Source organism: Saccharothrix sp. 6-C (assembly GCF_016695385.1).
Classification (GTDB): domain Bacteria; phylum Actinomycetota; class Actinomycetes; order Mycobacteriales; family Pseudonocardiaceae; genus Actinosynnema; species Actinosynnema texasense.
The window spans coordinates 4,665,750-4,684,292 of the sequence record NZ_CP064192.1 but is presented as its reverse complement, the minus strand read 5'-3'; the positions used below and the strand labels follow the sequence as shown (position 1 = coordinate 4,684,292).

Here is an 18,543-nt window from a genome sequence, read left to right as displayed (position 1 = left end):
CGTCAGCCCGGCGGGGTCAGGTAGCCGCGCGAGAACGCGGCGGCCACGGCGGCCGCCCGGTCCTTGACGCCCAGCTTCGCGTACACGTGCAGCAGGTGCGTCTTGACCGTCGTCTCGCTGATGAACAGCCGCTTCGCCGCCTCGCGGTTCGTCGAGCCGCGGGCGATCAGCTCGAGCACCTCCAGCTCCCGCTGGGACAACGGCGCCGGCGCCGGTCGGCGCACCTGCCCGACGAGCCGGGTCGCGACGGCGGGGGAGAGCACCGCCTGCCCGCGCGCCGCGGCCTCCACCGCGCGGACCAGCTCCTCCCTCGGCGCGTCCTTGAGGAGGTAGCCGGTGGCACCCGCCTCGATGGCCGTCAGCACGTGGCTGTCCGTGTCGTACGTGGTGAGCACCAGCACCCGTGACGGCACGCCGCGCTTCGCCAGTTCCCGGATGGCGGAGACCCCGTCGGCGCCGGGCATCCGCAGGTCCATGAGGATCACGTCGGGCCGCAGCCGTTCCCCGGCGGTGACCGCCTCCACGCCGTCACCGGCTTCGCCGACCACCTCGAAGCGCGGGTCGGCGCCGAACATGCCCCGCAGCCCGTCCCGCACCACCGGGTGGTCGTCGACGATCAGCAACGAGATCAACTCCCACTCCCCACGGGGATCGCCGGCACCGTCGCGGTGATCGCCGTGCCGCCGCCCGGCTCCGACTCGACGTCCAGCCGCCCCGCGAGGCGCTGCACCCGCTGTCGCATGCCGGCGAGCCCGAAGCCGCCGTCCGGGGAACCGCCGGCGCGCTTGGCGTCGGGCGCGAACCCCACGCCGTCGTCCAGCACGTCGAGGGTCACCAGGTCCTCCATGTACGACAGGGTCAGGGCGACCCGACCGGCTCGGGCGTGCTTGGCGACGTTGGCGAGCGCCTCCTGCGCGGTCCGCAGCAGCGCCACCTCGACGTCGGTGTGCATCGGCCGGGCGTCACCGGTCGTGGTCAGCACCGCCTCGACCCGGTTCACCTCCGACCACCTCCTGGTCACGTCGCCGATCGCGTCCGGCAGGCGGGCTTCCGCCAGGGCGGAGGGCCCGACGGCGTGCACGGTCCGGCGGGCCTCGGCGAGGCTCTCCCGGGCCAGGTCCCTCGCGTTCGCCAGGTGCCGCCGCGCCGTCACCGGCTCGTCCGACGCCTGCTCGGCCGCCTGGAGCTGGGTGAGGATGCCGGCCAGGCCCTGGGCGAGCGTGTCGTGGATCTCCCGCGCCATCCGCTGCCGCTCGTCGAGCACGCCCGCCTCGCGCGCCTGCACCAGCAACTGGGCGTGCAGGCCCGCGTTCTCCGCCAGCGCGGCCTCCAACTCGGCGTTGGCCCGGTGCAACTCGACCAGCGCCCGCTTCTGCCGGTGGTTGCGCCGGTCGGCCATCACGTCGGCGTAGAAGGCCGCCGTGGCCAGCACGGCGGTGATCACGCTGACGGCGGGCCACTTCCACCACTCGTCGGCGGTGAGGTTGGCCGAGCCGCCCACGTACGAGAGGGCGGCGACCGTGGACGTGACGGCCACGCCGACGTACCGCCACCGGCCCTTCAGGTACTGGAACGCGTGCACGTAGCCGACGAACGCGAAGAAGCCGAACCAGGGCGTGAGCAGCACCAGGCAGCAGGTCAGCGTCACGAGCCCCGCGTAGTACAGGCCCGTCGGCGGGCCGTGGCGGTGCGACCGCGGGCGGAGCGTGTGGAACCAGAGGACCCACGCGGTGAGGGCGGTCGAGAGCCCGAGCACCGCCGGGACGTGCACCGGCGCGTGCCAGAGCGGTTGCAGCAGCGTGAACAGCACGCTGATCGCCAGCAGGGGGTACGGGAGGACCTTCAGGACCGCGGTCTCCCGGCGCTCCCAGCGGTCGAACTCCTCGCGCAGCTCGGCCTCGACGCCCACGACCTACTCCCAGCGGAAGTACCGCGCGGCCGGGATCCCGGCCGCGACCGCCCAACCCAGCACCACGGCCAGGTGCAGCGGTTGCGGCCAGTGGCCGGCCGTGGCGTCCTGCAATGATTGCACGCCCGCGCCGAGCGGGGTGAAGTCGCTGATCGCGCGCAGGACGTCGGGCATGCTGTCGCGCGGCACCCACAGGCCGGCGAAGAACGCGACCGGGAAGAACACCAGCGTCCCGATCGCGCCGGCGCTCTTCCCGGTCGACGCCAGGGAAGCGATGAGCAGGCCGATCGTGAACACCGCCAGCGCCGCCGGCAGGTAGCCCGCCAGGTAGGCGGGCAGGTGCCGGGGCAGGCTCACGCCGAACGCCACCCGGCCGAGGAGGAGCACGACCAGCGCCGTCGCCGCGGACAGCACCACGGCCATCAGCAGCTGCGCGCCGAGCATGACCCCCGGTGCGACCGGTGTGGTCCGCATCCGCCGCAGCACGCCCTTCTCCCGGTAGGTGGCGAACAGCTGGGGCAGGCAGGTGAACGCGAACAGGGCCAGGCCCAGGGCGACGATGATCGGCGCGTAGAGGTCGATGGGCCGCAGACCGGCGGCGTCCTCGGAGGGTTCGCGCATCGCGGGGATGACGCCGAAGATGACGAGCAGCAGCGGCGGGAAGGCGAGGGTGAAGAACGCGAGCACCGGCTCGCGGAAGAACAGCTTCGTCTCGGTGGCGGTGAGCCGGGACAGGGCGGACACGGTGGTCTCCTCAGGAGTCGGTGGGGTGGCCGGTGAGCGCGACGAACGCGTCGTCGAGCGAGGTCTGCTCGACCCTCAGCCCGGCCGCGGTGATCCGGTGGCGGGCGAGCACGGTGGTCACCGCGAGCAGCAGGTCGCCCGTGCCGGACACGACGAGCCGGTCGCCGGTCTGCCGGACGGAGGTGACCTCCGGCAACGCGGTGAGCACGGCGTGGTCCAGCGGCGCGGACGGGCGGAAGCGCAGCCGCTGCCGGTCACCGGCCCGCGAGACCAGCCCGGTCGGCGAGTCGACCGCGACGACCCGGCCGGAGTCGATCACGGCCAGCCGGTCGCACAGCCGTTCCGCCTCCTCCATGAAGTGCGTGACGAGCAGGATCGTCACACCGCGGTCGCGCACACCTGCGATGAGGTCCCACGCGTCGCGGCGGGCCTGCGGGTCCAGGCCGGTGGTCAGCTCGTCGAGCACCGCCACCCGCGGCCGGCCGATCAGCGCGAGCGCGATCGACAGGCGCTGCTTCTGCCCGCCGGACAGCCGGCGGAACTGCGTGTCGAGCCGGTCGGTCAGGCGCAGCACCTCGACCAGCTCCCGCCAGTCGGCCGGCTTGCGGTAGAAGGAGCTGTAGAGCTCCAGCGCCTCGCGGACCCGGAGCTTGTCGGGCAGCTCGCTCTCCTGGAGCTGCGCGCCGAGCAACTGCCGCAGCTCGCCGGTGTCGCGCCGCGGGTCGAGGCCGCAGACGCGAACGGTCCCGCCGTCCGGGGTGCGCAACCCCTCGACGCACTCGACGGTCGTGGTCTTGCCGGCCCCGTTGGGGCCCAGGATGCCGAAGATCTCGCCCTGCTCCACGGCGAAGCCGACCCCGTCCACCGCGGTGTGGTCGCCGTAGCGCTTGACGAGGCCGTCTACCTCGATGATCGCCATGCCGGAAACCCTGCCGCCCGCGACGGCCCGCCGGATCGACCGCGCGGGCCGGAATCACCGCGGCCGCGGTAGAGCACCCCATCCTCCGATCGGAGGATGCCCGGACCGATCGCGAACGCCGGCGGGCGGTACCCGAACCTTCGGCTGGCCGTGCCGGTGGCGGAGCTGGAACCGTTGGCTCGTCGACGAAGTCGCCCGACGGGTGGCGCCGAACCTCACGACCGGCAGCGCCGGACCTCACGAGCGGAGCCAGAACCATGCTGACGTTGGGCATCAGCGGACACTTCGACCTGTCACCGGTGTTGTACCGCAGCTACATGCACGACGCCGCGGCCTGCCTGGTGGCCGACGGCGAGCTCGTCGCGGCGGTCGAGGAGGAGCGGTTCAACCGGATCAAGAAGACGAACAGGTTCCCGACCGGCGCCGTGCGCGCGTGCCTGGACCTGGCCGGCGTCCGACCGCGGGACGTCGACGCCGTCGGCTACTACTTCGACCAGGACCTCCTGGACCTGGGCCTGCTGACCTTCCAGGTGGCGGCGCCCGTGCGACCGGGCACCTCCGGCCTCGACCTGCTCCGGGACCGGCTGCGCACCCGGTTCGACTGGGACATCGCCCCGGACCGGGTGGTGTTCGCGCGGCACCACCTCGCGCACGCGTGGTCGTCGTTCGCCCGCTCGGGCATGGCGGACGCGCTGGTGGTCGTCATGGACGGCCGCGGCGAGGACGTCTCCACCACGATCTACCTCGCCGGGTCGGGCGAGATGCGCGAGCTGCGGTCCTACCCGGTGCCGCCCTCCCTGGGCCTGCTCTACCAGAACGCGATCGGGCACGTCGGCTACGGCTTCGGCGACGAGTACAAGGTCATGGGGCTCGCGCCGTACGGCGACCCGGCGACCTACCGCGAGCAGTTCCGCAGCCTCTACACCCTGTTGCCCGACGGCGACTACGAACTCGTCGCCGGCCTGCCGGACATCAACCCGACCGTGGCGCCGTTCCACGCGATCGGGTTCCCCACCCGGACCGCCGGCGAGCCGGTGACGCAGGAGCACCGGGACTTCGCGGCCGGGCTCCAGGAAACGCTGGAAATCCTGGCCATGCACGTGATCGCGCACTGGGCGCGGCAGACCGGCGCGACCAGGTTGTGCTTCACCGGCGGTGTCGCGCACAACAGCAGCCTCAACGGGGTCATCCTGCGGTCGGGTCTGTTCGACGAGGTGTTCGTGCACCCCTCCTCGCACGACGCGGGCGCGGCGGAAGGCGCGGCGATCGTCGCCGCCGCCCGCCTCGGCGCACCGCACACCCGGGTCGGACGGTTGACCAGCGCGAGCCTCGGCCCCGACCTCGGCACACCGGACGAGGTCGAGCGGCAGTTGTCGGAGTGGCGCGGCATCGTGGACGTCGAGCGGCCCGAGGACGTCGTCGACGCGACGGCGCGGCTGCTCGCGGACGGCGCGGTGGTCGGCTGGGCGCACGGGCGGTCGGAGTTCGGGCCGCGCGCGTTGGGCAACCGGAGCATCCTGGCCGACGCGCGCCCGGTGGAGAACCGGGACCGCATCAACGCCATGGTGAAGAAGCGGGAAGGTTTCCGGCCGTTCGCACCCGCCGTCACGGCCGAAGCGGCGGGCACCTACTTCGACCTCACCGGCACCGAGGCCGACCACGCCTTCATGTCGTTCGTGGTGCACGTCCAGGAAGACCGGCGGGCCGAACTGGGCGCCGTCACGCACGTCGACGGCACCGCCCGCGTCCAGGTCGTCACACCCGGCGCCAACGCGCGCTTCCACCACCTGATCACCCGGTTCGGCGAGCTCACCGGCACCCCCGTGCTGCTCAACACCTCGTTCAACAACAACGCCGAACCCATCGTGCAAACCGTCCACGACGCCCTCACCACCTACCTGACCACCGAGATCGACGTCCTCGTGGTCGAGGACTTCCTGGTCCGGCGGCGGGGGCCGGCGGCGCGGGCGCTGGACGACCTGGTGCCCGCGTTCCGCCCGGACACCCGGCTGCGGCAGGACTGGCGGCCCGGCGACGAGGTGCGGGGCGAGGTCTACCTGAGCTACTCGTTCGGCCCGTCGGCGAAGGTGTCGCCCGCGGTGTTCGACCTGCTGGCCGCGGTGGACGGCAAGAGCACGATCGCGGCGCTGGCGGGGGAGCTGACCGACGAGGCGCGCGCCGAACTGGTGGCGCTGTGGCGGCGGAGGTTCTTCACCCTCGCGCCCAAGCGGTGACCCGAGCCGTCGACCGCTCCCGGCGACCACCTCCGCGCGCCTCGGCGGGGCGGGGGGAGGGCGCGCTACCCTGCCTGCCCGCAACCGCGTGACCGGAGGAGTCGGTGCTGGGATGACGACAGAGCGGCCGATGCCCACGCAGGACGACGTGCTCGGGTACTTCACCACGCTGTCGAACTGGGGGCGGTGGGGCGAGGACGACGAACTCGGCACGCTGAACCACATCACCGACGACGTCCGGGTGGCGGCGGCGCGGGCCGTGCGCCACGGCCGGAGCGTGTCGTGCGCGTGGGAGGTCGCCGCGCCGGGAGACGTGGAGCGGACGACGACGACGTGCCCGTGCGCCGCCGACATGCCGGGCGCCGAGCACATGCCGCCCGCCTTCCACCAAGACCGGCGCTGGGGCTTCTCGTCCGAACGGCTCGGCCTCGCGTTCCACGGCAACACCATCACCCACGTCGACTCGCCGTGCCACATCTTCTGGGACGGCACGATGTACAACGGGCGGTCGCACTCGCTGGTCGACGCCGCCACGGGATCGGCGTGGGCGGCCGTCACGGCGGCGGCGAACGGGATCATCACGCGGGGTGTGCTGCTGGACGTCGCCGGGGTCCGCGACGTGCCGTGGTTGGAGCCGGGGCAGGGCGTGTTCCCCGACGACCTGGAGGAGGCCGAGCGCCGCCAGGGCGTGCGGGTGCGACCCGGCGACGCGGTGCTCCTGCGGACCGGTCAGGGCCGCGCCCGGCGCGAAACCGGTGAGACGGGCGGGTTCACGCAGGCCGGCTGGCACGCGTCCTGCCTGCCGTGGCTGCGGGAACGGGAGGTCGCGCTGATCGCCGCCGACACACCCCAGGACGTCCAGCCGTCGGGGTACGACGCCGTGTTGATGCCGGTGCACGCCGTGGGGCTCGTCGCGATGGGCCTGTGGCTGCTCGACAACTGCGACCTGGAGGCGTGCGCGTCGACGGCCGCCGAACTGGGCCAGTGGGACTTCCACCTCGCGGTCGCGCCGGTGCGCTTCGCCGGCACGTCCGGCAGCCCGGTCAACCCGATCGCCACGTTCTGACCGCGGCACCCGCGCCGCCGGGCAGTGCCCCGGCCACGCGTCCCCTCGGCTGCCGGCTCGTCCGTCACGAGATCCCCCAGTACGTTTCCGCGACCACTTCGAGCACCCGGCCGCCGGGGGACTGCGCGCCCGGCACGGGCAACGCCTCGGTCAGCTCGACGCCGCCGGGGAACCGGGACAGCAGCCGGGGCAGGCAGCGCAGGTGCAGGGCGTTGCCGAGGTCGACGTACTGCGGTTTGGCCCGGATCAGCCTGCGCTCCAGGTAGTCGGCGGGCAGCGACGCGGCGCGGGCGTCCACGAACACGTGCTCGGGCAGCCCGTGCCGGGCGCGCCACCGCGCCACCGCTGGTGCGACCGACTCTTCGGCGCCCAACTCCGGGAGCACGGCGAAGTCCCACGTGCGGCGGGCCAGCACCACGTCGCGGTAGCGCAACCCCCCGCGCCGCACCACGTCGCCGTCGACCTCCCTCGACCGCAGCGACCTCAGCGCGACCCAGCCGCACGCCAGGTCCGCGTGGAGCGGGAGGTGCCGGTCGGGCAGCATCAACGGCAGCAGGAACCCGAGGTACACCACGTCCAGCGGCTCGCCCCGGTGCACCACCCTGACCTCGTCGGTCCGCGGGTCGTGCCGGAGCTGGAGCTCGTCGGCGGGCAGGTCGGCCCACCGGGCGTCCTCGCCGACCTCGTGGGCGGCCAGCAGCGGGTGCAGGTTGGCGTTGAACCCGCGCAGCGGCCGGAACTGGGCGAACCGCTCGCCGAGCGCCCGCCGCAGCTGCGCGGCCACCGCGTCCGCCGCGCCGGGCAACCGCCGCAGGAACCGGCTCGTGAACTTGCCGAAGCCGGGGTAGACGTGGTTGACCACCAGTCGCCCGTCCCCCGTCGGCTGACCGAAGAACGCGTACGAACCGGGACGGCGCAACCACTCCGGCACGTGGTCGGCGGCCTCGCGCACCAAGTCGTCGGTCAGCACCCCGTCCGCGCGCACCGCCGCCGCGATCTTCGCGCGCGACTCCACCAGCGCGACGACCGCGGGATCACGTTGGGACTCGGCGACGTCCTGGGTGACACCCGACAGGAAGATCGCGGACTCCGCGAGCGACGCCACGCCACCGGGGCCGACCGCCTCGACGAACCGGTTGCGCACCAGCCTGCGCAGTAGCACCTGCTGGTCGAACAGGACCAGCAGCGGGGTGAGCCGGGTCAGCGCGTCGGCGCCGGTGGCGGGCACCGGGACCGGCCGGGGGAGGAGGACGTCCTCCAGCACCGGCGCGATGCCGGTCAGGTCCGCGCCGACCCGTTCGCCGAGGTCGCGCCAGCCCGCGGTGAGCTCGGCGGTGGCGACGGCCCGCTCGGAGGGCGCCGCGGTGGCGAACGCGGTGGTGGTCGCCACCAGCCGGGTCAACCGGTCGGCCACGTCGTGCGCGCCCAGTCCGCGCAGCCACTCGGCGATCGCCGCCGGCGCGTCCGGGTCCTGCGGGTGCACCGGCTCCACGGGCACCAGCAGTCCGAGGTCGAGCACCCGTTCGACGTAGGCGCGGGCGGCGGCGCCCGCCTCGGGCGCGGACAACCGGGCGGCCAGCGCCTCGGCCAGCCCGGCGGGCGTCACGCCGGCCGGACCGGCGTCCCGCACCGCGGCCACCAGGAACCGCAGCGGCGCCGTGGCCGCCACGTCCACCTGTTCCTCGCGCGTGAGGTCGACCCGTGACGGCGGGGCGCCGGGTCCGGGGACGACGGGCGTGTCGCGGCGGAACAGCAGGTGGCCGTCGTGCTCGCGCAGGCCGGGCGCGAGTCGGTGCGGCCGGTCGCGGAAGGCGGCGACCAGCCGGGTCAGCAGCACCCGGTTCACCTCGGTGTGCGCCACCGGTCGCACCCGCGGCCAAGGACCGTCACCCCAAGTGCCCCACCCGACGTGGGTGTACCACGACAGCGGGCTGGTCTTGGAGGTGGCGCGCAACGCGTACCGCAGCACCGTCGCCTCGGCCTTGCGGGTCCTGCGGTCGGGCGTGCCGCCGCCGGCCGCCGCGCGGGTCAGCCCGTGCAGCAGGTCCGCGCCGGTCAGCACCCCGGCCAGCCGCAACGGCTCGGCCCGGCACAGCTCGGCCAGCACGGCGCGTTCGGCGGCCAGCGCGGCAGGCCACGCGTCGAGCGCCGCCCCGGTCGCCTCGTCGAGCGCGGCCCGTTCGTCGAGCCACCGCGCCACCGGCGGGACCCGCTCGGGCAGCGCGCCCAGCTCCGCCAGCAGCGCGGGACGCGGCGAACGGTCGTTGTGCACGTCGCGCCGCAGGGGCAGGACCACCCGGCGGTGGAACTCGGCCGGGTGGTCACCGGCGCTGTCGTGCAACGCGTCGGCCACCTCGGGCGCGAGATCCCGGAGGCGGGACCGCGCCGCGACCAGGGCCGCCATCGCCGCCCGGAAGCCGTTCGCGCCCGCCGGTGGCACGGGGTGGGGCAACGCCGCCACGCGGACCAACGCGTACGGCGCCAACTCGGTGGTGATCACACCGGCCATGCGCGCTACCTCCACGGGGGGTGGGTCGGGGGCGCCGGAACCGACGCCCCCGACGTGGGACGCGACGCGCACCCGCGGACGGTCCGCCGCGGCGAGCGCGTCAGCTCACCGGATCGGCTACTCCTCCGTGGTGTCGATGTACGGGCTGGTCTCCGCGCAGCACGAGCAGGACACGGTCGCGACCGCGGGGCTGCCGTCCGCGAAGGCCGCGTCGGCGATGGTGGTCACGGCCAGTTCGTCCAGGACCAGGTCCTCGACGTCGAAAGTCAAGTCCATGGCTTCCTCCCTCATTCGGTTCGGAGTGGGACCGGGCAGCGCGACCCTAAGCGGGTCGATCGGACACCGACAAGAGTGGTCGGAGCTATTCCAAACGATTCGAGAAAGGAATTGTCGTGGTCATCCGGGTGGGCACGTCCGGTTCGAACGGGTGCCACTGTTCGGGCGACCGTGGGTGTTCCCGGGTCAATCGCGTGGTACTTGCGGCGAAGTGCCCCGGAGGGCGTGTAGATTGTCCACGCACAGGTCGGGCCGTGTCCGAGGGGTCGACTTCGTGGTCCGAGTGGTGGACTTGCGGCCTGCGCCATTCGGTCGCCGCTCCGCGGAACCGGCTCTTTCCAGTCGGAGTGCGGGATTCCGAACGGGCCGGAACGGGGATGTCCCGAAAATAAGTGACGGTGACTCGCCTGTGGCGCGGGCCAGGTTATTCGAGCGCGGTTTTCCGGCGGTTGTGACGACGGCGACTCGCGGGGTTCGGAATGCGCTGTCGATCGGGGCGGCGCCGGCCGGCCGCGGTGACGCCCTTCCGCCGGATGTGAAGTCGCGGTACGTTGGGAGCGCTCCCAGAATGTGTCTTCCACCCTGCTTGAGGAGCCGAACCATGTTGCGACGACGCTGTCGCCCGGTCACCCTGCTGGCCGGCTTGCTCATCCTGGCCCTGTCCGCGTTCCTGCTGCCCTCGTTGTCGGCGGGCGGTGTCGCCTCGGCCGGCACCTCCCAGGCCCGCGCGGTGCCGGTCGCCCAGCTGACCGTGGCGTCCGAACAGGTGGCGACCGGTCTGCGGCGGCCGATCGCCATCACCGGACTGCCGGACGGACGGATGCTGATCGCGGAGAAGGAGGGCACCGTCCGCGCCTACCACCCCGACACCGGCCTGGCGGCCGAGCCGATCCTCGACCTGACCGCCCGGATCGACCCGTCGGACAACGAGCGCGGCCTCCTCGGCATCACGCCCGCGCCGAACTTCGCCCGGACCGGGATGCTGTACGTGGCCTACACGAGCCTGCCCGCCGGCGCGCTGACGCTGGCGCGGGTGCCCCTCGGCGCCCCCGAGCGGTTGCAGGTGCTGCTGACCCAGGAGCACGCCGAATACGGCAACCACAACGGCGGCCAGGTGGCGTTCGGCCGCGACGGGTACCTGTACTGGTCGCTCGGCGACGGCGGCCACGCGTACGACCCGTTCAAGTCGGGGCAGGACCTCGGCACGCTGCTCGGCAAGATCGTGCGGATCGACGTCAACCGCGCCTGCGGGCCGAAGCCCTACTGCGTGCCCACCAACAACCCGTTCGTGCGCGCGGCGGGCGCCCGGCCGGAGATCTGGCTCTACGGCCTGCGCAACCCGTGGCGGTTCTCCGTCGACCCGGTCGACGGCTCGCTGTGGATCGGCGACGTCGGCCAGGGCCTGGTCGAGGAGATCAACCACATCCGCCCGTGGCAGGGCGGCGCGAACCTCGGCTGGTCGTGCAAGGAGGGCACCCCGATCTTCGACCCGGAGCAGTGCCGTGCGGGCGGCCGGTACACCGACCCGGTCTACGAGTACGACCACTACAACGACAACTGCTCGGTGACCGGCGGAGTGGTGTACCGGGGTTCCCGGACCCCCGAGGCGTGGGGGACCTACATCGCGGCCGACTACTGCTCGACCCGCGTGTTCGCCGTGCGCCCCAAGCTCGACGGCACCTACGAGTCCGCCGTGATCGGCAACCTGCCCACCCAGCCGAGCGCGATCGCCACCGACGCGCAGGGTGAGCTGTACACGCTCAGCGACCTCCCGGGAGCCTTGCACCGGGTCCGGTTCGAACGCGTCCAGCCGACCTCCGGCAGCGGAACGGCCAACCGCTGATCTGCTGATTCGACCCCCACGAGCCCACCGGGGACGGCCGCTGCCAAGCGGCCGTCCCCGGTGGGTTTTCTCGTGGCCGGCGCATGGATGGCGAAGTGTGGTCGCACTGGACAGCTACGGACATCGCCGACGCCTCCCTTCGACGTCGTCGGGCCCTGCACGGTCGTCAGTGGTTCGGCTGCTCGTCGTCCAGGGCGGCGAGCAGTCGGGCGGTCGAGGCCGCCTGCGGGGAGTGCGAGTTCATGGCTCGCTGGATGGTCAGCGCTTCTCGCAGGCGTGAGGCGGCTTGGACGAGGTCGCCGTCACCGTGAAGGCAGCGGGCTTCGCCGATGAGGGCGTTGGCTTCGTGGAGTCTGGTGCCGCAGGCGCGGGCGAGCCCGAGGGCGGTCGTGTAGTGGGCGTGAGCGGTTTGGCCGTCGTGTTGGTCGAGGGCGAGATCTCCCAGGGCGTTGTGGGTCTCGGCTTGGCCGTCGTTGTCCTCGCCGCGGGTGAAGAGTCGCAGGGCGTGGGCGAGGTGGGACCGCGCGGGGCCGGGTTCGTGCCGTCGGTGCCGGGCGATGCCGACGCCGAGGTGCGCGTTCGCCTGCCCCAGCAGGTCGCCTCTGCGGATGTGCAGGTCCAGCGCCCGCGTCTGCGTGTCGACGGCCTGGTCCGGGCTCCCCCGCAGCACGTGCACGTAGCCGAGGTTGTTCAGCGCGTTGGCTTGCGCCAACGGATCCTCGCTGCGGCGGTAGACGTCGACCGCTCGTGCCAGGGTGTCGGCCGCCTCGTCCACCTCTCCTCGCACCAGGTGAACGCGACCGAGGTTGTTCAGCGCGTTGGCGTGATCGAGCAGATCTCCGCCGAGGGCGTACAAATCCACCGCACGCTTGGACGTGTCACGCGCCGCGCCCAACTCGCCTCGCAACAGGTGCACGTAGCCGAGGTCGGTGAGCGTGGCTGCCTGTCCGCGTGGGTTGCCGCTCCGGGTGTGCAGCTCGAAGGCTTGGGTCTGAGCGGCCAGTGCGGCGTTCAGGTCACCCTGTCTCCGGCGCACGTAGCCGAGATCGTTCAGCACGGCGGCTTGGGCGTGGAGGTCGCCGGTTCGCCTGGCGGTGGTGTGGGCGGTGCGCAGCATGGCGCTGCTGTGTCGCCAGTGCCCGACGGCGCGGAAGTACGGGTAGAGGGTGTTGGACAGGTGCAGGGTGTGGGTCGGGTGCGTGGTGTGGGTGTGCTCGACGGCGGTGGCGAGGGTGGGTAGTTCGGTGGTCAGCCAGTCGACGGCGTGGTCCGTGGTCGCGATGGGGGTGGGGTGCGCCGGGGGAGTGGGGGTGATCGGGGTGCTGCGCGTGCGGCGTGCGGGCAGGACTCGGGTCGCGGCGTGGGCGGTGTGCAGGTAGTAGTCCAGGGCTCTGGAGGTGGCTTGCCACCGGAACGCGGGGTCGAGTCGGCCGGCGTGGGTGTGGGCGTAGGCGCGGAGCAGGTCGTGCAGGCGGTAGCGACCGGGGCTGGTCTCCTGGACCAGGTGTCGGACGTGCAGGGCGTCGAGCGCGCGTTGGGCGCGCGCGGGTGTGATCCCGGCGAGTGCCGCGGCGGCAGGCGCGTCGATCTCGGGACCGTGGTGGACGCCGAGCAGGGTGAACATCGAGCGCAGGTCTGCCGGCAGGTCCCGGAAGGAGGTGTCGAAGGAGGCTCGGACGGATCGGTCGCCGTAGTCGAACTCCTCGAGTCGGTCGGTGTCCTGGGCGAGTCGGGCGGAGAGGGTGTCCGCGAGGCGGCGGATGGGCCAGGTGGGGTGGGCGCGGAGTTGGGACGCGGTGATGGCGATCGCCAGCGGCAGCCGTCCGCACAGGTCGACGAGTCGGGTCACGTGATCGGCTTCGGCGGGTTCGGGTGTCCGGTGGGCCAGGCGCCACAGCATGCGGTCGGCGTCGGCGTGCGGGAGGACGTCGAGGGTGAGGGGGTGGACACCGTCGAGTCCGGGGAGGCGGTTGCGGCTGGTGATGAGCACCAGGCTGCCCCTGGTGCCGGGGAGCAGCGGAGTGACCTGGTGGTGGTCGACGGCGTCGTCGAGCACGATGAGGAGCCGGCGGGTCGCGACCAGGCTGCGCCACAGGCGCGCGCGATCGTCGAGTGTGTTGTGCCGGGCCAGGACGTCGGTCCGGACGCCGATGTCCACCATCAGGGCGTGCAAGGCGTCGAAGGGATCACGGGGTTCCTGCCCGGGGGTGTGGCCCCAGAGGTTGAGGAACAGCGTGCCGTCGGGGTACTTCGGGGCGAGCGTGTGGGCGGCGTGGACGCCCAGGGTGGTCTTGCCGATGCCGGGCATGCCGTCGATGGCGTGGATGGCGACCGCGGTGGCCCCTCCTCCCGAGGCCAGTCCAACGGCGATGAGCAGTCGACGGAGTTCGGATTCGCGACCGGTGAACTCGGCGAGGTCGCGCGGCAGGCTTCTCGGCACCACCGACCTGCCGCTCGAACCGGACGTCAGCGCGTGGGCATCGTGATCGCTCGGCGCCCGGTCGGGGCCGGCCACGATCGGTGAGAGCGGGGACACCGTCGTGGTGTGGAAGTGGATGTCGCCGTGGACCGCTCCTGCCTGCACGACGTTGCCAGTGATGTCCCGGCCCGCCTGACGCAGCCCTGTTCCACCCGAGTCCACGCCCGTCCGGGTCATCGGGCCCGGCGCACCGCCATCGTCGGAACCGCTCAACACCCACCCCGATCTCAACGGCGCCACTCGCTCGACCGACCGCCACCACAACCCACCCCGGGGCCACCCACAACGCACAAGTGCGGAGACCCGGCAACGAGCCGATCCGGCGCTCCGGTCCCGCCGACGAGCGTGCAGATCCCGACCGAACGGTCGGCGGGGTGGTGGGGAGGGGCGTTCGGGGAGGGTTCGGTCGAATCAATTCGATGAGCACAGTTGTTGCCTTCAGCGAGATCTAGCACTTACGCTGACCATTCGATCGAACCGGTTCGACCAGTGTTGCCCGACCCGTTCGGAGTGATCATGGTTCAACGGCGAACTGTCCCCGTCGCGCCTGGCGCGCGGTCCGCGTGCCGGGCCGCGCCGCGCTCACCGCTCCTGCGCCCCGGTGTGCCGCCGGTCGAGGCGTGGCACGTCCCGTAGGCCACTCGGAGCGATCCGCCGCGCTGCTCCGCCGACCCGGTGTCGTGCCGGGTTCCCTTCCCCTGCCCGAGGAGTCAGGTGTGAACACCACAACCAGGGGCACCCGCCTCAGGAGATTGATCACGTTCGTCAGCGTCGCCGTGTCCGCCGCCGCCTCGGCCGTCGCGTTCACCGCACCGGCGCAGGCGGCGGACGAGTCCATCACCGTCGACTTCTCCGCGACGGGCGCCTCGCCGACCTACCGGGCGTCGGGCTGGATCTACGGCATGACGGAGAACGCGTCCGGCCCGGCGGACAACTTCTACCGCGACGTGAAGTTCCGCTACATGCGCGCCGGCGGCGCCCAGCTCGACAGCCCGGGCGGCTGGGTGGCGGGCAAGTACGACCGCCGGTGGAACGCCACCCGCGCCCAGCTCCTGCGCACCCGGTCGCTGGGTGGGGAGTTCGTGCTGCTGGTCCACGACCTGTGGGGCGCGGACGGGTACCCGATCTCCCGGTTCCCCGGCGACAACGGCAACTGGAGCGACTACGACGCCTTCCTCACCCGACTGGTCGACGACGTGCGGGCGACGGGCGCGCCGGTGCAGTGGGACCTGTGGAACGAACCGAACATCACCCTGTTCTGGAACCGCCCGCAGTCGCAGTACTTCGAGCTGTGGCGGCGCACGTACCAGCGCATCCGCGCCGAGTTCCCGGCGCAGCCGATCGTCGGCCCGAGCTGCGCGTGCGTCCCGTCCTCGTCGGGCTGGTGGACCCAGTACCTGGACTTCGCGCGGGCCAACAACGCCGTGCCCGACATCGTCAGCTGGCACTCCCTGCCGGGCGACCCGGTCGCGAACGTGGCCACGGCCAACGCCACCCTCGACGCGCGGGGCATCCCGCACCCGCGGCCGTACCAGATCAACGAGTACGGCGCGTCGAACGAGCAGAACCCCGGTGACGGCTCCTGGTACATCGCCAGGCTGGAACGCGCGGGCGCGGACGGGCTGCGCGCCAACTGGGCGAGCGCGGGCAACCTGCACAACGACCTGGGCAACCTGCTGGTCCGCAACTCGGCGGGCGTGCACCAGCCCAAGGGCGAGTGGTGGGTCTACCGCTTCTACGGCTCGCAGACCGGGCGGATCGCCACCGTCACGCCCAGCCAGTCCTACGACGGGTTCGCGACGAAGGCGCCGGGCGAGGCCAAGGTGCTGGTCGGCGGCGGCCGCACGACGGGCAACATCGCGGTCCGGCTGCAACGCCTCGACGCCACCGAGGGCCTCGTGGTGAACAACCGGGTCCGGGTGCTCGCCGAACGCATCCCGTACAACAACGGCGGGGCGGTCCAGGGCCCGGTGCCGGTGCTGAACACGGTGGTGACCCTGTCCGCCAACGCCACCACGGTGAACCTGCCGCACTCCAACGTCGACGAGTCGTTCACCATCACGCTCCTGCCGCCCTCGGACACCGGCGGCGGCGCCTTCCAGTCCACCGCGGTCGCCCAGCACTCGCAGCAGTGCCTGACCAACCCCAACCGCAGCACCGCCGACGGCACGCAGCAGCAGCAACTCGCCTGCGGCACGGGTGACGAGCAGCGGTGGAACTTCAGCCCGGTGGCCGGGCTCGCCGACACCTACACCGTCGTCAACCAGCAGTCGGGCAAGTGCCTCGACGTCAACGGCGCGTCCACCGCGGACGGCGCCGCGGTGATCCAGTGGTCCTGCAACAGCGGCGCCAACCAGCAGTTCGCCCTGCGGAAGGTCACCTACTCCGACAGCGACCCCGACGACCACCAACTCGTGGCCCGGCACAGCGGCAAGTGCGTCGACGTGAACAGCATCTCCACCACCCCCGGCGCGGTGGTCCACCAGTGGACCTGCAACCCCGCGGGCCAGAGCACCCCGCGCAACCAGACCTGGCGCCTCCCCGGCCGCTGAGCCGCGACGCCCGGGGGTTCGAACACACGAGCGGGGGTGGCTCGTTCGGGTGGTCGGTCGACATGCGGGTCACATGCGCAGGTCCTAATTTGTTGCTGCGCTCGGTGACGGGCATTTCGGACTCCCGGGTGACGGGCCCGGCACAGTGAGAGGTGGTCGGCCATGACCACGGCACACCTGGAGCACACCGGCCACGGCCACGCGCACGGCGAGGGTTGTGGCCACGTGGCGGTTCCGCACGAAGGTCACGTGGACTACGTGCACGACGGCCACCTGCATCGGGCGCACGAGGGGCACTTCGACGAGTGCGAGCCGGGCGACCACGGGGCGCACGACGACCACGGTCACGCGCACGGCGAGGGTTGCGGGCACGTGGCGGTCCCGCACGCCGACCACGTGGACTACGTGCACGACGGCCACCGCCACGCCGTGCACGGTGAGCACTACGACGAGCACTGAGCCCTCACCCGGGTCGCCGAAGGTCCGCGACCTCCGCCGGACGGCGGAGGTCGCGGACCGGTTCGGAGCCGGGCCGGTCAGGGGTCAGGGCTGCACGGTGAAGGTGTAGCTCTGCTCGCCGGTGGTGACCGCGCCGCCCGCCGCCTTGGTGGCGGTGACCTCGAAGACGGCGGTGTAGGTGCCGGCGGCCTCGAAGGCCCAGTTGGCGTGGGCGTGGCTGTTGACGGCGAGGGTGCGGTTGTCGGGCAGGCCGTTGCCGCTGTCGAACCACACGGTCACGGCGCCGCCGAAGCCGGTGGTGTAGACGCTGAGGTCGGCGGGTCCGGTGACCGAGACGAGCCGCACGGTCACCGAGTTGTTCAGCAGCACGCCGCCGGGCACGCCGCTGGTGTCGAAGCCCGGCCACAGGATTCCGCTGACCGAGCTCTGCGGCAGCACCCAGAACGTCGAGCCCGGTGCGCCGAGGAACGAGTAGGCGCTCCCGGAGGGCACGGTGGACTTGCTCGCGGAGACCGCGTTGAGCGTCACCGCGGACGGGTCGCGGTCGACGGCGGGGGAGGCGGTGCCGTCGCGGAGGTCGAGGGTGAGCGCCGTGCCGGTCCAGTCGACGTCGATGACGTCGACGTGGCCGGCGGAGAGGGTGGCCGCGTGGCCGGTGCCCGTGGTGAGCAGGGCGAGCCCGGCGGCGAGTGCGGCGGCGGCGAGGCGGGCGATCATCGGTTCACCTTGAAGGAGTAGGTGGCGGGCGCGGACACGACGCGCTCACCGGTGGCGGCCAGGGTGCCGACGGCGCGGACGGTGACGCTGTAGGAGCCGGCCGCCTCGAACGCCCAGTTGGCGTGCTGGTGGCCGCCGGGGGTCAGGTCGATGCGGTCGGGCAGGCCGTTGCCGCTGTCGACCAGCACCGTGGGCGCGCCGACGGCGTCGGTGGTGAAGATGCTGAAGTCGTCGGGTCCGCAGACGGCCACGACGTGCAGGCGCAGCGAGCCGTCGACGAAGACCCCGGGCTCCACCTCCTCCGCGGCGATGCCCGGCCACAGCAGGTTCGGGTCCTCGACCTCGGGCAGCACCCACACCGGCGCGCCGGGCGCGCCGAGGAAGGCGTAGGCGGGGTCGGCGGGCACGGTGGTCTTCGCGGCGGCCTTGGCCACCAGCAGGACCTCGGAGGGCTCGTGCTCCACGTCGCCGGCCTCGTCGTGGACGTGCAGGTGGAACTCGTCGTCCTCGTAGGCGACGCCGAAGACGTCGACGTGGCCGGTGTCGATCGTGACGACCGGTGCGGCCGTCGCGGGGGCGACGGCGAGGCCGGAGAGGCCGGTCACCGCCGTCAGGAGCAGTGCGAAGCGTGCAGTCGTGCGCAAGGTCGTTGCACTCCAATCGTGCGGGGTGGGTCGGCCGAGTCGGCCGGGCAGAGCATTGCACATGATTATCGTTTTCAATACGGCCGAACGGATCACGTCCCGGGATGTGGGAGCGGTCGCCTGGGTGGTGGGCGGGCCCGGTTCGCCGGGACAGCCAGTGTGTCCAATGACAATCGTTGCCATCAGGGCTGG

General features: G+C 72.6%; 14 protein-coding genes. 5 read left to right on the top strand and 9 right to left on the bottom strand.

Features of this window, described 5'->3' with window-relative positions:
• Positions 1–2: 2 nt before the first annotated feature.
• The 4 genes from IOD16_RS19520 to IOD16_RS19505 are packed head-to-tail and all read right to left on the bottom strand — an operon-like array spanning position 3 to position 3,572.
• Positions 3–632: a response regulator gene (locus IOD16_RS19520; protein ID WP_123747598.1), complete on the bottom strand. Its 630-nt coding sequence runs from the start codon at positions 630–632 to the stop codon at positions 3–5.
• Complete coding sequence (locus tag IOD16_RS19515; protein WP_201435564.1) at positions 629–1,909, bottom strand: sensor histidine kinase; 1,281 nt, start codon at positions 1,907–1,909, stop codon at positions 629–631. Before IOD16_RS19515 ends, IOD16_RS19520 begins: the two co-directional genes overlap by 4 nt.
• Positions 1,910–1,912: 3 nt before the next feature.
• Positions 1,913–2,653: an ABC transporter permease gene (locus IOD16_RS19510; RefSeq protein ID WP_201435563.1), complete on the bottom strand. Its 741-nt coding sequence runs from the start codon at positions 2,651–2,653 to the stop codon at positions 1,913–1,915.
• A 10-nt stretch (positions 2,654–2,663) separates the two neighbouring features.
• The gene (locus IOD16_RS19505; RefSeq protein ID WP_201435562.1) at positions 2,664–3,572 is read right to left on the bottom strand and encodes an ABC transporter ATP-binding protein; all 909 of its coding nucleotides are present in this window, start codon (positions 3,570–3,572) and stop codon (positions 2,664–2,666) included.
• 257 nt (positions 3,573–3,829) lie between these two features.
• Between IOD16_RS19505 and IOD16_RS19500 the strand changes: the two genes are divergently transcribed.
• Both IOD16_RS19500 and IOD16_RS19495 read left to right on the top strand, forming a co-directional pair.
• Entirely contained in the window at positions 3,830–5,806 is a 1,977-nt protein-coding gene (locus tag IOD16_RS19500) for a carbamoyltransferase family protein (RefSeq protein WP_201435561.1), read from the top strand.
• A 112-nt stretch (positions 5,807–5,918) separates the two neighbouring features.
• Positions 5,919–6,872, top strand: a complete 954-nt coding sequence (locus tag IOD16_RS19495) for a cyclase family protein (protein WP_236594218.1) — start codon at positions 5,919–5,921, stop codon at positions 6,870–6,872.
• 64 nt (positions 6,873–6,936) lie between these two features.
• Here the strand turns inward: IOD16_RS19495 and IOD16_RS19490 are convergent, their stop codons facing one another.
• Complete coding sequence (locus IOD16_RS19490; RefSeq protein WP_201435560.1) at positions 6,937–9,381, bottom strand: lantibiotic dehydratase; 2,445 nt, start codon at positions 9,379–9,381, stop codon at positions 6,937–6,939.
• Positions 9,382–9,498: 117 nt separating this feature from the next.
• Complete coding sequence (locus IOD16_RS19485) at positions 9,499–9,657, bottom strand: hypothetical protein (protein WP_170185392.1); 159 nt, start codon at positions 9,655–9,657, stop codon at positions 9,499–9,501.
• A 601-nt stretch (positions 9,658–10,258) separates the two neighbouring features.
• Here IOD16_RS19485 and IOD16_RS19480 point away from each other — a divergent pair.
• Positions 10,259–11,500 carry a PQQ-dependent sugar dehydrogenase gene (locus tag IOD16_RS19480; protein ID WP_201435559.1) on the top strand — a complete coding sequence of 414 codons (1,242 nt, stop codon included), beginning with the start codon at positions 10,259–10,261 and terminating at the stop codon, positions 11,498–11,500.
• A 166-nt stretch (positions 11,501–11,666) separates the two neighbouring features.
• On the opposite strand, the gene IOD16_RS41030 is transcribed toward IOD16_RS19480, so the two are convergent.
• The gene (locus IOD16_RS41030; RefSeq protein WP_201435558.1) at positions 11,667–14,156 is read right to left on the bottom strand and encodes a tetratricopeptide repeat protein; all 2,490 of its coding nucleotides are present in this window, start codon (positions 14,154–14,156) and stop codon (positions 11,667–11,669) included.
• Between the two features lie 539 nt (positions 14,157–14,695).
• Here IOD16_RS41030 and IOD16_RS19470 point away from each other — a divergent pair.
• Entirely contained in the window at positions 14,696–16,531 is a 1,836-nt protein-coding gene (locus IOD16_RS19470; RefSeq protein WP_201435557.1) for an RICIN domain-containing protein, read from the top strand.
• 162 nt (positions 16,532–16,693) lie between these two features.
• Positions 16,694–16,990: a hypothetical protein gene (locus tag IOD16_RS19465; RefSeq protein WP_123747607.1), complete on the top strand. Its 297-nt coding sequence runs from the start codon at positions 16,694–16,696 to the stop codon at positions 16,988–16,990.
• 84 nt (positions 16,991–17,074) lie between these two features.
• Here the strand turns inward: IOD16_RS19465 and IOD16_RS19460 are convergent, their stop codons facing one another.
• Both IOD16_RS19460 and IOD16_RS19455 read right to left on the bottom strand, forming a co-directional pair.
• Positions 17,075–17,707: a choice-of-anchor M domain-containing protein gene (locus IOD16_RS19460; protein ID WP_201435556.1), complete on the bottom strand. Its 633-nt coding sequence runs from the start codon at positions 17,705–17,707 to the stop codon at positions 17,075–17,077.
• Positions 17,704–18,351 carry a choice-of-anchor M domain-containing protein gene (locus IOD16_RS19455; RefSeq protein ID WP_201435555.1) on the bottom strand — a complete coding sequence of 216 codons (648 nt, stop codon included), beginning with the start codon at positions 18,349–18,351 and terminating at the stop codon, positions 17,704–17,706. The genes IOD16_RS19460 and IOD16_RS19455 overlap by 4 nt, the downstream gene beginning before the upstream one ends.
• Positions 18,352–18,543: the final 192 nt, after the last annotated feature.